Source organism: Lacrimispora struthionigena (assembly GCF_048627165.1).
Taxonomy (GTDB): domain Bacteria; phylum Bacillota; class Clostridia; order Lachnospirales; family Lachnospiraceae; genus Lacrimispora.
This window is the reverse complement of the sequence record NZ_JBMBWP010000001.1, coordinates 723,578-737,768: the sequence shown is the minus strand read 5'-3', so window position 1 is coordinate 737,768 and position 14,191 is coordinate 723,578. Positions and strand designations below refer to the sequence as shown.

The 14,191-nt window shown below is 34.9% G+C and carries 13 protein-coding genes; 3 read left to right on the top strand and 10 right to left on the bottom strand.

Features of this window, described 5'->3' with window-relative positions; all coding sequences use genetic code 11:
• Window positions 1–47: 47 nt before the first annotated feature.
• The 7 genes from ACOAOT_RS03390 to ACOAOT_RS03360 all read right to left on the bottom strand — a co-directional run bounded on the left by ACOAOT_RS03390 (window position 48) and on the right by ACOAOT_RS03360 (window position 7,140).
• Window positions 48–1,388 carry an MFS transporter gene (locus tag ACOAOT_RS03390; RefSeq protein WP_420215683.1) on the bottom strand — a complete coding sequence of 447 codons (1,341 nt, stop codon included), beginning with the start codon at window positions 1,386–1,388 and terminating at the stop codon, window positions 48–50.
• 17 nt (window positions 1,389–1,405) lie between these two features.
• The gene (locus tag ACOAOT_RS03385) at window positions 1,406–3,472 is read right to left on the bottom strand and encodes a beta-glucosidase (RefSeq protein ID WP_420215682.1); all 2,067 of its coding nucleotides are present in this window, start codon (window positions 3,470–3,472) and stop codon (window positions 1,406–1,408) included.
• A gap of 14 nt (window positions 3,473–3,486) precedes the next feature.
• Complete coding sequence (locus ACOAOT_RS03380) at window positions 3,487–4,407, bottom strand: AraC family transcriptional regulator (RefSeq protein ID WP_420215681.1); 921 nt, start codon at window positions 4,405–4,407, stop codon at window positions 3,487–3,489.
• Between the two features lie 325 nt (window positions 4,408–4,732).
• Window positions 4,733–5,473, bottom strand: coding sequence for a hypothetical protein (locus tag ACOAOT_RS03375; protein ID WP_420215680.1), 741 nt, complete (start codon window positions 5,471–5,473; stop codon window positions 4,733–4,735).
• Window positions 5,474–5,514: 41 nt separating this feature from the next.
• Window positions 5,515–6,186 (bottom strand): DUF5680 domain-containing protein, encoded by a 672-nt coding sequence (locus ACOAOT_RS03370; RefSeq protein WP_420215679.1) that lies wholly within the window; start codon window positions 6,184–6,186, stop codon window positions 5,515–5,517.
• Window positions 6,187–6,191: 5 nt separating this feature from the next.
• Entirely contained in the window at window positions 6,192–6,374 is a 183-nt protein-coding gene (locus ACOAOT_RS03365) for a hypothetical protein (RefSeq protein WP_420215678.1), read from the bottom strand.
• A gap of 139 nt (window positions 6,375–6,513) precedes the next feature.
• Window positions 6,514–7,140, bottom strand: a complete 627-nt coding sequence (locus tag ACOAOT_RS03360; RefSeq protein WP_420215677.1) for a hypothetical protein — start codon at window positions 7,138–7,140, stop codon at window positions 6,514–6,516.
• Window positions 7,141–7,616: 476 nt separating this feature from the next.
• Here ACOAOT_RS03360 and tnpA point away from each other — a divergent pair, with 476 nt between their 5' ends.
• The 3 genes from tnpA (at window position 7,617) to tnpC (ending at window position 9,989) form a co-directional block, all read left to right on the top strand.
• The gene (tnpA, locus tag ACOAOT_RS03355) at window positions 7,617–7,952 is read left to right on the top strand and encodes an IS66 family insertion sequence element accessory protein TnpA (protein ID WP_420215676.1); all 336 of its coding nucleotides are present in this window, start codon (window positions 7,617–7,619) and stop codon (window positions 7,950–7,952) included.
• Window positions 7,953–7,966: 14 nt separating this feature from the next.
• Window positions 7,967–8,299: an IS66 family insertion sequence element accessory protein TnpB gene (gene tnpB, locus ACOAOT_RS03350; protein WP_197029642.1), complete on the top strand. Its 333-nt coding sequence runs from the start codon at window positions 7,967–7,969 to the stop codon at window positions 8,297–8,299.
• A gap of 94 nt (window positions 8,300–8,393) precedes the next feature.
• Window positions 8,394–9,989 (top strand): IS66 family transposase, encoded by a 1,596-nt coding sequence (gene tnpC / locus ACOAOT_RS03345; RefSeq protein ID WP_420215675.1) that lies wholly within the window; start codon window positions 8,394–8,396, stop codon window positions 9,987–9,989.
• Between the two features lie 237 nt (window positions 9,990–10,226).
• Here tnpC and ACOAOT_RS03340 read toward each other — a convergent pair whose 3' ends face one another.
• The 3 genes from ACOAOT_RS03340 to ACOAOT_RS03330 are packed head-to-tail and all read right to left on the bottom strand — an operon-like array spanning window position 10,227 to window position 14,105.
• Complete coding sequence (locus ACOAOT_RS03340) at window positions 10,227–12,779, bottom strand: DEAD/DEAH box helicase (protein ID WP_420215674.1); 2,553 nt, start codon at window positions 12,777–12,779, stop codon at window positions 10,227–10,229.
• Complete coding sequence (locus ACOAOT_RS03335) at window positions 12,776–13,684, bottom strand: HamA C-terminal domain-containing protein (protein ID WP_420215673.1); 909 nt, start codon at window positions 13,682–13,684, stop codon at window positions 12,776–12,778. Before ACOAOT_RS03335 ends, ACOAOT_RS03340 begins: the two co-directional genes overlap by 4 nt.
• Window positions 13,685–13,703: 19 nt before the next feature.
• Window positions 13,704–14,105 carry a hypothetical protein gene (locus ACOAOT_RS03330; RefSeq protein WP_420215672.1) on the bottom strand — a complete coding sequence of 134 codons (402 nt, stop codon included), beginning with the start codon at window positions 14,103–14,105 and terminating at the stop codon, window positions 13,704–13,706.
• Between the last annotated feature and the right edge of the window lie 86 nt (window positions 14,106–14,191).

The window sequence follows — 14,191 nt, the reverse complement described above, 5'->3', positions numbered from 1 at the left end:
ATCTCCAATTGCTTGTCAGACAGCCGAGAAGTCTTGCATAACATTTACTACTCACATGCTTTTGCACGTCTTTTTTCCAAATCTTTTGTTATGATCGGGTATATCTTATCTATGTTAAGGAAGAACAAAACGATAACTCCAAGTATTACCAGGGCTAGCGGAATGTATGCGTACAATGCCTTCATTGCCCAAAGAGCATTATCACTTTGTACACTTGCAGCAGCATCGTATTTTCCAAATGCTAAGATCCATCCTACCATTGCTGTACCTATACCGGTTCCTACTTTCATTCCAAAGCTTGTTGCACTGTAAGTCAGTCCATCGATACGAACATTTGTCTTCCATTCTCCATAGTCTACGACGTCTGCTACAAGAGCAAATAGTCCAGCTGTATGTGGTACACTACCAACCCCCTTTATGACAAGTCCTACCAATACAGCAGTAAGATTCGTTGGCATTGCAATAATGATTACTAATCCGATGATCTGTAATATGTATCCAGACATCAGGCATACCCATTTTCCACACTTTTTCGCAAGTGCCGGGAATATTGGTAATCCAATTAAAATAGGAAACATACCTGCTAAGGTAAGTGTTCCAAAGAAGTCTGCATTACCCAAAACATCTCTTGCATAATAGATACCAATGCCACCTGTTACGCCAATTGCTGCATAGTTCACAACAAACAGCAATGCGGCAAAGATGAAGTATTTATTTTGAAATAATATTTTAACAGATTGACCAAATGTAATATGAGATTGTTCCTTTGTTACAATTGGTACATATCGTTCCTTGGTTCCAAAGAAGGTGATTAGTAACAACACCAATGCAATAATACCAAAAATGACAGACATTCCGCCCCATCCAAATTTAGCTACGAACTTCATAGTCGTGAAAGAAATGAACAGGATTGCTATTAATGTACAGATAAAACGAATGGAACTCATAGTTGTTCGATCATTTTGTTCAGTTGTAATCAGTGATAATAAAGAATTATAAGATAAATTACTTGCGGTATATGCAATGGAGGTTATGAATAAGTAGGTCAAAAATGTATAAATCGTTTTCCCGCTTGTTCCCAAATTTCCTGGTACATTGAATAATAAAATCAGTCCTATTGCCATTGGCAAAGAACTCCATAAAACCCAAGGACGTGCTTTTCCCCATTTTGTATGTGTTCGATCGATAATTGCTCCCATACCAATATCTGTAAATGCATCTAGTATTCTGGTAATTAACATAATCGTTCCAACAACAGCTGCACTTAAGCCAACACTATCCGTATAATATAATACTAAAAATGAACTGATTGTTGTCCAGACAAAATTGCATCCACCGTCCCCAACCCCATATGCCAGTTTTTCTCGAAATGATACCTTTTCTCCCATAGCTGTAATTTCTCCTTCTATAGTATAAATGTTCCACTTAACAAATCTTCATTTGCAGAACTTGTACCAATATAAATCTCATACTCCATGTGCTCGATTTCCATCTTCTCTGTATCCGGATTATACCAACAGAGCTGCTCGATTGGACAATCGATCGTGACTGCCTTTGACTCCCCAGGTCTTAGGCTCACACGCTCGAATCCTCTTAAAATCTTAACAGGTCTGTCTACAGATGAATTCTTAAATCCAACATACATTTGAAGTACCTGAGTTCCATTCACATCCCCTGTATTCGTGATGGAACAGGATGCAGTAACTGTATCCTTCGTTGTGCCAAAGGAAGCGTTACCAAGCGCAAATGATGTATACGATAATCCAAATCCATATGGAACGGATGGCTTAACGCCTTCTTTTTCCAGCTTGGTATAGCCATGGTAATAATCATACCATTGCGATTGTGTATCCCAATCTACCTGTGGAAGATCTGATTCTTTGAATGGAATTACAAAAGGAAGTTTTCCACTTGGATTGACATCGCCAAATAAAATTTCCGCAATTGCAGTTCCGCCTTCCATACCGGCATAGTAAGCCATCAAAACAGCACTCACATCATCTTTCCATTCCTCTATCATAATCATATTGCCACCAATAAGAACTGCAATGGAATTCTGATTGACTGGTCCAACTTCTTTGATCAGCGTAATCTCATCTGCATGCAGACCCAATGAATTTTTACGGTCTCCGCCAATGGCACCTGTATAAGCATCATTCTGATCTTCTGATATATATTCACCCTCATCATCATGATCATAGCCCACTACAAAGACAACGGCATCCGCATCAGCTGCTAATTTCTTTGCATGTGCGATATTTTCACCATTGTAATAGACAACTTCTGCCTTTGGATTTACATTAGCAATCCCCTGTACCGGAGTAACAATATATGCTGGATGCACCTGACTCGAACCATGATCTCCTATGACTTCTTTTTCACCCAATTTTCCTAAGACAACAACTCTTTTTACATTATCTTTATCGAGTGGAAGTACGTTGTTTTCATTCTTAATCAGCGTAATTCCCTCTCTTGCTGATTGCAGTGCCAAAGCAATATGATCTTTGCAGCCAATTACGGATTCATCTATTTTTCCATTATAACTATCTTCAAATGCTAACAGTGTACGAATAATTCTAGTCGCTGCATCATCGATTCTCGACTCCGGAACTTTCCCTGCTCTTACGCTATCTACCAGCTTCTCACCGAAAAATTGTGTACAGCACATTTCCATATCCTGACCACCATTTGCAGCTTCTACCGTATCTTTTACACCCCAGATGAAGTCACTCATTACAAATCCATCAAAGTCCCACTCACCTTTTAATACCTCATTCAGCAAATAATTGTGATGCCCGCATTGTGTTCCCTTATAGAGATTGTAGGAACTCATGACGGAAGCTGCACCCTCATCAATACAGCGTTTGAAATGAGGAAGAAATACTTCTCTTTCTGTTCGCTTATCACAATCAACACTTACCTTAAATCTTGAGATTTCCATCTGATTAAAAGCATAGTGTTTAATGCAGGCGATAACATCTTCTTCCTGCACACCTCTCATCAGTGAACTTCCCATTTCGCCCAGATGAAACGATTCCTCACCATAAGTCTCCTGGCTTCTGCCCCATCCAGGATTATAAGGTAAATTGATACATACTCCAGCAAATAGATTTCCACCAAATGCACGTACTTCACGTCCGATTGCATGTCCTATTTCTTCTTCCAATTTGGTATCAAATGAAGCTCCTCTCAACATGGATACCGGGAAGCAAGTGCTCTTTCCATTTCCGCAAACGACTCCTCTTGGTCCATCGCAAAATAGCATTGGTGGTACGTCAGCTTTTTTTACTCCACCTGCTGGATATGGGATATAGTTGTAATGCTTATTCGCATCTGCTGTCATATCAGCAAGCATTTCCTGTAATGAAACATTGCCTCCCATCAAAGATACTTTTTCCTCAAGGGACAACGAACTTACGATTCTTTGCGCCTGCTCTGTATATGCCAATCGATACTTTTTTGTACATTTCATATTAACCGTCTCCTTTATATGTACTTATTCAATAACTCTGCTGCTTCTTTCTGGCTAAAACTCAGATACCCTTTTACATCAGGATTCTTTTCTAATGTGGTTCCATTCTGTCTGTATTCGTTAGGTGTTACCCCCACTTCCTTTTTGAATACCCGGTAAAAAGTGTTTTCTGATCCAAACCCACACTTATCGGCAATAAAGTTTATGGATTTATCTGAGAATTTTAATAACGGTTTTGCTGCCTCAATCTTGCATGCGGTAATCAGCTCTTTGGTCGATACCCCTACATTACACTTTAAAAACCGGTATACTGTCTTTTCACTAACACCTAATTCCTTGTACAATTCATCAAGCATATTATCCTTCATAAAATTCTCCTGAATGAATTCAATGATCCGCATTAGAAGAACCGGATTCTCATTTTCCTTGGACGTTGCTGCTTTTTGATGAATCTCATATGGTACATATTCAAACAGATCTGCAATCAATTCATAGAGTAATGATTTCATGCGATAGTAGCCTACAATATCACTTCTTTGAAATTCTATCCCAATATTGGCAGCCAGTTGAACAAAAGAACGATACCCATTCTTTGGCTGAAGATCATCCGTTTTGCTATTGAGATAAAAGTGATACGTTTTGTTCATATCTTTGAAATCACTGAACAGACACTGATTCATTTGAATGAACAGACAGAGGTTATCCTCCTGCGTTCTTTGCAATTCATGTATTGCTTTTGAATTAAACAGTATAATGTCACCTGCTTGTAGAATTGCTGGTTTTGGACTTGCGTTCACTGACAAAGTCCCTTTTAGTACTAAAATCAATTCATATTCGTAATGCCAATGAAAACTGGAATGCTCAATACTCGTTACAAATACTTTTGCTGGATACTTTTTACCATGTTCAATTGCTTCAAAAATATAAGATCTCATATTACTCCTTCCAGACATTACGTTTATGCTTGTAAATATTTACGAGTTCATTATATAAAATTTCAAAGGTATCGTGCTCTCAAATTCGTACTTATTACATTTCATTTTTGGACATATTGTGTATTTATAATTTATTTTAGATAAGTTTCCCGTTTTTTTGTATACTATTTTATGATACCGTAGAGCAAATGCGAATTTTTATTGTCTTATTATCTAATTTTGCCCTAAATATATAGCTACGCATAGTACAAACCATATAGATATTGTTGATGAGTATTTTAATATATCTCCTTTTTCAACGTCAGAAATATACTCTACTACAAATTCACCAATAAAAAAATGGGCTGACTATGGAGGAAAAACGCTCACCAATCAAAAGATTATTGGTGAGCGTTTTAGTTATATCAGTATCTTCAAAATTAAAATTAATAGTAGTTGGAATAAATTCTTCTTTTTCATCGTCAAAAATATACTCTATTACAAATTCACCAATAAAAAGAGAAGGGCTGACCTGTGCTTTTGCAAAGACTATAAATGAATTGTCCCGAATTTCATACGTGATTATATTCTCATATGAAACTGTTTCGAAATAATTGGATGAGTTTTTGAGATTCAAATTTGATTCTCTCCATTCATCATTATTTATTTTTATATAAACATTTGGTATTTCGATTTTTGTCAATGCATGTTTACGTATTATATCTAATGGATCTTGATATTTAACTTCTGCCAGCGAATCTATATTAACCAAATGCATTTCTTGCTTATTGAGTTCAGATCCCTCTCCTATGGTACAAATAATTGCAATATATTTATCTTGTATCAAACTAATTGTTGGGTAAAATCCTATCTTGTCAATGCTCTCCCAATCAAAATACTTAACAGTATTATTATATTTTAAGTAAAAACCTTTTAGCATATCCGGATCTGACTTCTCACTATGGTATAAATAAATTCCCTTGTCTTTTAATTCGGCTACTAAATTTTCAGTTTTAAAATCATAGCCTTTTGTGCTTTTAACTGCTAGTGCAGGACTTTTTGGCAGTGCTAATACAGCATTTATCACTATTAATCCTAATATAAAAATGCTTAAAATTTTAAATTTTTTTATACTAATACACCTCCATGATAAAAACATTCATAAACTTTAATATTTTGGCAGTAAATTTCTTCGTAGCCCTGGAACCAGTCCATATCTCCAATTACGTTAGTTTTATATATGTATTCTCCAGATTGATAAAATTCGGGACCTCTATAAGGTAATTCTCTTGTTGCTGATCCTAATACTTTTTTTAAGAAATCACCGCTAAATCTTTCGTCTAAGTTTCTCCCAAAGTAATTCATCGAATAAATTGCTTTTCCCTTTTTCCAGATAGCTTCCTCCCCGGAAAACTTTTCCCCACCTAACCACGTATCATAATATTGGTAATCACCTTTTGTGTAGCTATAATCGTTTGAGCCAGGCCTTGATGAGCCGCAGGATTCAGCATAGCCTGCGTAAGTGTTTTTGATTGCCTCCAACTTAAAATCTATTAGTTCGTCCATGTCATTATCACAGGTGATTTCTAGAGATTTGCTGCATTGATTGTCTTTGACAAGGTAATCAACCGTTATATGGAATAATTCACTTAATTGTATTAGATTCATTATGTCCGGGTATACCATGCCACTCTCCCATTTTGTTACCGCCTGACGGGATACATTTAATTTTTCTGCTAATTCTTCCTGAGTGATACCTTTGGATTTTCGGATAATCTGTAATTTGTCTGAGAATGTCATTTTTATTAATCCTCCATTTCTATGATTACTTTCTTATTCAGAATACCATAAACATCAAGACTGGGAAAGCAATATGGAGTTACATTAAAGATACTAATCGTTGCATTAAATGGTTCTTTTATATCACATATGTAAGGGGTTATAAGTTCCATAAGCTCCTGTGCAATTTCCCTACTCACAACTCTCATCAAGTTGTCATCTTCTTTCTCGCCAGAACTTGTTCCCTCACTTAACCTCCATTATTTCTTATGAGTTCTTGTCACTGCTTCTGTTGCCACTGAAAGATTAACGGTTGTTTAGTTTATTTAAATTCAATTGGATTGTAATTTATATGTTTAATAATTTCTGGAATATTACATTCATACATCCTATCTTTATTAATAATAAAGTCATTGCTGCAGTAATTAATATAATAGGTAGGTAACGCTTCACCTTTTGTGGAATATAAATTAAAAGACACACTATCATACATAAATAGGCTACTAGAAGCAATATATTATCTCTTCCTGTTATATACCATTCCATACACAGTGTTATCATTGGCAAAGCCGCAAGGATATTAGCAATGCTTTTATCTTCCCTTGCATACCAAATAGCATATGCGCAAATTGGTGTAATTAACGATATAATGGTCCATAAAATTATTTGTGATTTCGGAAAGTAACCAAGAAACAAAATTGTATAAGCATAATATGTCAAAATCATTGTGGAAAAAAAACTATATACTCTAAGTGCTGCATGTAATGGTGTATTTGAATAAACAGCCAATAGTGTTGCGACAAATATCCAAATACCAAACCTCCCAAATATATCATCCAATATTGGAAACTCCCCTGTAATCATTGGAACATCCACAAGCTTTGCTACCAGTCCTAAAAATATACCAATTATTGCTGAATAAATAATTGAATGACATTCTATATTTGTCTTATTTTTTCTATATTTACATTGCAATTTTAATCACGCTTCCCTTTAATTTACTCTCCAGATTTATAGATTTCCTGACCTCTTTAAGGTAATCTTCTGGAAGCTGATCCCAGCAAGGACTTCACCGATCTGGTTTTTATCAAGAAGCCAAGATATGTTTTTGGGGGGCTTTCTTAAGAACACTGTTGAAGTTTTGCTAACTCATCATCTGACATGCGCTTGCTGGGACGATTTTCTAGCAAGAACTTCAAATATTCATATAAATTTAAGTCATATGACTTTGCCATTTCTACCGTAAGCGCAACATAATCTACCGTCGTGCTAATTGACTTTTTTTGCTGTAAAATAAGGACAGTTGGAGTAATTCACTCTAAGTTCTGTTCTTGAACAACAAAGGTAGTAGCATTTCATTGCTATTTTACTTCAAACTTTTGTATCATTTTACTCCATATTTTCTTAGAGGATTTTAAAATATGACAAAAGCTTAAAAAGATGAATACTGTATGGATTGCAGCCAGCAGTGCCGCGTAAGCGGCTTATCTGATTACGCCTGGTGCAGTCAGAATGGGATACCTACCAGCTCTTTCTATTACAATATAAAGCGGCTGAGGAAGAAAGCATCTATGATTCCTGACTCTGTTCCAAAAGTTCTAGAGAAAACAGAAGTTGTACCAATTCACTACAACGAACTGCAAGAAACAAAAGTAGTTCTTCCTAAAAAACAAACGGATCGGATTGCAATCCATCTGGAATACAATGGCTTTGTTTTGGCTATCAGTAACAATGCAGATGCCGCCATTATTGCAGCAACATTAAATGCGTTGCGACAACTGTGCTAGGTGATCTCTCCGGCGTGGCAAAGATATTTCTTGTGGCCGGCTACACCGATATGAGGCGTAGCATAGACGGTCTTATGGCAATTGTCCGGGATACCTATGAGTTAGATCCTTTCAGTAATTCCCTTTTTCTTTTCTGCGGAAAAAGATGCGACAGACTGAAGGCATTGCATTTTGACAAAGATGGTTTTGTGTTACTTTATAAACGGTTAGATTCCGGCCGTTTCCAGTGGCCACGTAATTCAGAAGATGTTAGAAATTTGACCAGACAGGAATTTCGTTGGCTTATGGAAGGTCTTTCTATTGAGCAGCCAAAAGCAATTAAACCCGTTGCCAAAAAGCCCTTTTAAGCATCTGATAAAGTACACGCAGAACCGCTTATTTACTGGCTTTGCGGTCCTCTTTGTGGTATAATAAGTATATCATTTAAGGAGGTGCATGGTCATGAAAAAGTCTGTTGAAACCCAAGATCTTAACATGAATCTGCTGGTCAATAATCTGCTCAAACAGCTGGAAGCAAAAGATCATCAGATGGAACAATTAAACCAGACCATTGCAAACCTCACGGAAACAATTAATGAACTGAAACGAAAAATCTTTGGTATTTCCAGTGAGAAATCATCCAACTTACCTTACATTGACGGACAACTCAGCTTGTTCGATCAGTTGGAAATTGATGAACCCGTTCACGAACCGGAAATAATCAATGTGACAGCGCATGAGAAGAAAAAATCCCGTGCTACGCATGATGAACTTACAAAAAATGTACCGATCAGGACCATTGAGCTTTTGCTGGAAGGTGATTCTCGTAACTGCCCTTACTGTTATACTAAAATGGAAGATATCGGCTCCAAGGTTGTTCGTGAAAAGATTCATATCACTCCAGCAAAAGTGGAGCGTGTCCAATACGTACAGCATAGCTATGCATGTCCACAGTGCCGTGAAGATGGTGAGGCAACCATTGAAAAGGCACCTGTGCCAAAGCCACTCATCAATCACAGTATGGCTTCTGCTACAGCGGTCTCTTACATCATGTATCAAAAGTGTACGAACTATCTTCCGTTTTATCGCCAGGAGCAGGATTGGACACAGCTGGGAGTCAAGCTGAATCGTGGAACAATAGCCAGCTGGTTCAATACATGCGCAGAGGAATATCTGGAGCCCGTTTATGAGAGATATCATGAGTATCTTCTTAGGCAGTCCGTCATTCATGCAGACGAGACGACATGCCAGGTTTTGAATGAAGATGGCAAGACTCCAGAATCAAAGTCTTACATATGGTTGTACACCAGCGGTGCATTTGAAGAGCACCGGATTGTGCTTTACGAGTATCAGCCATCAAGGGGCGGCTATCATGCAGCAAAGTTCCTTGCTGATTATCACGGGTTTGTCCACACGGAAGGCTTCAGCGGATACAACCGTTTGAGCGACATTACCCGATGCGGGTGCTGGGCACATCTTCGAAGATATATGTTCGAAGCGATTCCCATGAAGAAGGAATCATGCTCCGAAAAATCGGAAGCCTACATAGGCTATTCTTACTGCAACCAACTCTTTCATATAGAGAAAGAACTGAAAGACTTAGAACCAGAAGAGCGGCAGAAAAAGCGTCTTGAACTGGAGCGACCTGTATTGGATGCATTCTGGAAGTGGGCGAATGGGATAAATGCCCTTGGCGGATCAAAGCTTGCCGAGGCAATTAACTATGCCCAAAACCGAAGATCATATATGGAGAATTACCTCCTTGATGGAAGATGCTCCATTAGTAATAACGCAGCTGAAAGGGCCGTAAAATCATATGTTATGGGAAGAAAAAACTTCCTCTTTCATGACACTGTAAAAGGTGCCAAAGCAAGTGCAATTGTTTACACGCTTGCAGAAACAGCCAAAGCAGATGGATTAAACATCTGTCTTTATCTGGAAACAATTATGACTAAGATGCTGGACTGCAAAAATGAGCCCGATAGTATCATGGAAGAACTAATGCCTTGGTCAGAAGCAATGCAAAAATCCTGTGGCTTGAATAATGGTACCATTTGATTTTTCCAGAGGTGAATAATTCGGAATAATCAATACGCTTCTTGCGCTTACCCCGTAAATATTAGGGATTCCCGAAACTGTTTGTTATTCAAACTCCCTACCAGGAAAGATGTATGTAGTGTTTTCTAATTTGACTTATTATATTTTCATTAAGTTTTTACTCTTATTATATATATTTGGGAAGCTTTTAATATCAATATAATATCAAAAATAAGATGTCCATTTTTCTGAAAACAACTAAATATCTATACCGTAAATTTCAATTAATTCTTTATACTCTAATTTGTATTTTTCTTTATCCATATCTTCTAAAAGTTTATGAACTTTAAGTTCAATCAGATCATCGCCATCATATGATAAAGATTGTTGGTATTCTTGGCTAATTACCATAGCAAGGTGCCTTGGTAAACCAATATTTTGCAAATCAATAATGGTCTTATCAGTAGTCCCATATTCTAGAAATTCTGACCAATCTGCTCCAGCAATTTCAGTTCCGTTTTTAGCTGAAACTAATAGATAATAATTAGCAAAATAATTTTTTAATTTAAATCTTAACATACTATCAATATCCGCAATTAATTCATTAATAACCCAATTAATATGTTCCTTACTTTTTGAATCAAATAAATATTTTTCATTATTATGCCATATCACCCCTCTCTTTTTGTAATAATTTATCATGTTTCCAATAATCATATTTAATGGTTTTGAAGATATCCAAGTATACATAAGAACAGCATAATACTTTAGTTGCTCCTTATCTCTAACTAATGGCTTTCTCCCTTTCGATTCCTCAATATCCCACCTATAATAGTTATACAATTTTTCCAACATGTTTAAACATGTCTGAGATGATAGTTCTTCCACAAACGCTTTTTCTTCGTAGGAAATCTCTTTCCAAATATTATTTTGATAAGAGGGCTTTATATTTGTACTTTGTTCTAATATATTTTCCGGAACTTCATTTATTTTATCTATTTCAGCAAGGATTTTTTTTGCTGTTTTGTCATTCTTTTTCATAAAATTACTTTTTAATATAGAGTCTGCCTTTGTAACTTCTTGATAATAAATAATGTTTGCATAATGATTCCAAACCTCAACTTCACTTCGAGTTGGATTCTTTCTTGTAAAAGGCTTACCTAATAAAGAATTTTCAATATTTTTATAGAAATTATCTTCTCCTTTTAGAAGAGTTGGTGTAACATTTTGTATATTCTTTGTACGAATCATTTCAATGTCTTTACTCTTTGTTCTCCATTTATTGTCTTCCAAACGAACACATATAATATTTCCAGAAAGTTCTTTACTTAACCTACCCGCTCTACCCGCAAGATTCCAAAAATCAATATCCGTGAATTTTCTGGTGCCAATTGTATTATTCAAAATAAAAATATTTTGGGCAGGTAAATTTACCCCTTCCAACAATGTAGATGTACAAAACATATAATCCAATGCTTTATTTTCAAATAATCCCTCGACTTTTTCCCTTACACGTTGAGGTAATTTTCCAAAATGAAACGCTACTCCTCGCTTCAAACAATCTATAAGATAATAATCTTTATGAATATAACTCTCAATTAATTTAACTACTTCCTCAATTCTACTATCATCTCTCATCTGTAGCGTTTTTGAAAACATTAATGCATATTTAATAGTATCCTCAATACTATTGCAATAAATAATATTCTTTTTATTAATTCCTACAACATTTAGCAGTTCATTTAAATTTGAGTAATTACCAAAATCACGAAAATTGTAGTCTTCTTCCGACTCTGTAAACATCATTTCTGTTTTTTCCACAAAATCTATAAAAAACCTATTTTGCGAAACTGGTGCCTCTTTTATTACCATTTGTTCATCTGTACTTTTATCAAATAACTTTAAAAAAATATCGCTATTGGGTATGTTAGGAGAAGCAAAATATAGCTTAATACTTTTTCTCTCTGCCATTGATACTGCTTGATAATACAATGGTGCTCTCGAATCTTTTGTTGCAATAATTTTTTGGGCTTCATCAATGAACAAATAACTGATTGTTGGGTTATTTTTATCAGCTAAATATGCTATCATTCTCTCTGGTGTAAAAACAAAGACGTACTTAGCATTAGCATTTTTATACATTACAGGGACAACTGGATGTGTCATAACATGATAATCATTATGCTTAATTGCTTCTTTTAATCTTTTTGATACTTGATTTATCAATGCACGTGTCGGAACAAGTATAATAATATTATCAATTCCATGTCTTTCCTCAATTATGTTATTTATGAATGCATCCATAATAAAAGATTTTCCAAATGAAGTTGGACCGGAAAAACTATAATGGTTGCTGTCTTTAATCTCCTCAAACAATCTATATTGTGCATCAGTAAACACTTTACTTGTTCCAGGAACCTTTTGAAATTCTTCTTTTAGCGACTTTTCTAAAGCCACTTCTATAGTATCATAATTATCATTAGATTTATTTTCAAGAATCAAATTCAATGAAGGGAAATTCCCTAGTTTTGTCAAAATACTATTTGTCACAAATATAAAATAATCATCGTTATTATAAAATGGATATAGTAAACTTACAATCTTATATGCCAAGCCTCTTCCTGTACTATCAGTATCTCTACTTAATATATCTGCAAATCTAATTAAATCATTAACTTCCTTATCACTAAGTGTCTCAAGCCCTTGCTTTTTAAGAAATGACATTCCATAAATAATTTCAGCCTTTTTTAGCAACCTCTTAAGGTACTCATCTTTAAGTGCGCTTACCACTAATTCTTGAACAAATGTCATGATATCACTTCCTCTAATATCTCTTTTCTATTCTTATCAATTTCAGTAAATGGAACTACATATATGTAAAAATCATGCCCTTGTAATTCATATGAGATAATCTTTTCTTTTATTTCAACTAAGCAAGAATTGACCGCATCTTTTATTCGTTCGTGAATCATAATTCTAAAGTCCGAATTTTTCATTCCTTTTTCTTTTTCCAACACTTCAATCTCAAAACCAACAAAGATACCAAAAGCATCATCAACATAAAAGGAACTGTTTTCACTTGGATAAATTAGTGACCATAAGAATTTTTTTTCATCATCGTTAAATGATTCTTTGGTTAAATTGTCACTTATCAAAGACTTTTCATATTTTATGCCACTCTTAGAATCACCTTTCCCATTTATTTCATTCTTAAACTCATATATTGATTTTAGTGCATTGTCAAATGCACCCCCTATTTTCTGATACATTTTTGATTCTCCAAAAATCAATTGATAATTTCCATCATTTAATTCTAAAAAATGTACTCCATCAGCACCATTGACATATAGACTTGTTGACGTTTTTAGTTCAAGCTTGCTTAAAATCTTAGGGGCATTTAAATGGGATTCCAAAAAACAATATAATAACAATTCGCCCAATTCACCATCATTCTTATTACTTTCTTTAAACTTTTTTCGAGCCTTCTTAGATAATGTACCTGATTTGCCCTGATATTTCTTTTTAATTTCTCTGGACAGCGCATAATCAATAACCGGATCTATTAAAGAACTTTCTAAATTACAATAATTAAATTCATTTGCATTAATTTTTAAAGCATATAGGCATAATCGATCTTTTTTATATTCATCCAATGATGTCTCCATCAGCAAATCAAATGAGCTTAAAAAATCTGTACCATTCATTGAAATATTCAAGGCTCTTTCCTCCTTATTATTAATCTGCGCTTAATATTTTCTCAAAGACCTGAAAATCTTTATCTGAAATTTCAGACGGTGTAATTGCCTTTTTTTCTGTATAAAATTGTCCAGCTACAATTCTTTTTATTCTTTCATCAAAATTATTACTTTTTACATCTTTGAATGCTTCATACACCTGAACTATTTGAAAACACTCCTGTGCAGCTTCATTTAGCCTTGCAAATTTAGATTCTAGAATTAATGTGTCTTTTGGATTATCCATATCGTAAAAATCATCGATATATCCCTTATATCTTGAATATCTTGATAAATCAACTTTCAAGTTTTTATCTTTTATCCATTTGAACACATCATCCAATTGACTCATATAATGTTCAGTATGTGACAACTTATATGTTAGTTTACTTGCACTATTCATTTTTTCACCCTCACCTTAACTAATTTCATGTTGTACATATCATTTGTCTTACAAATTACAAATTACAAATAATATTAATATTATAG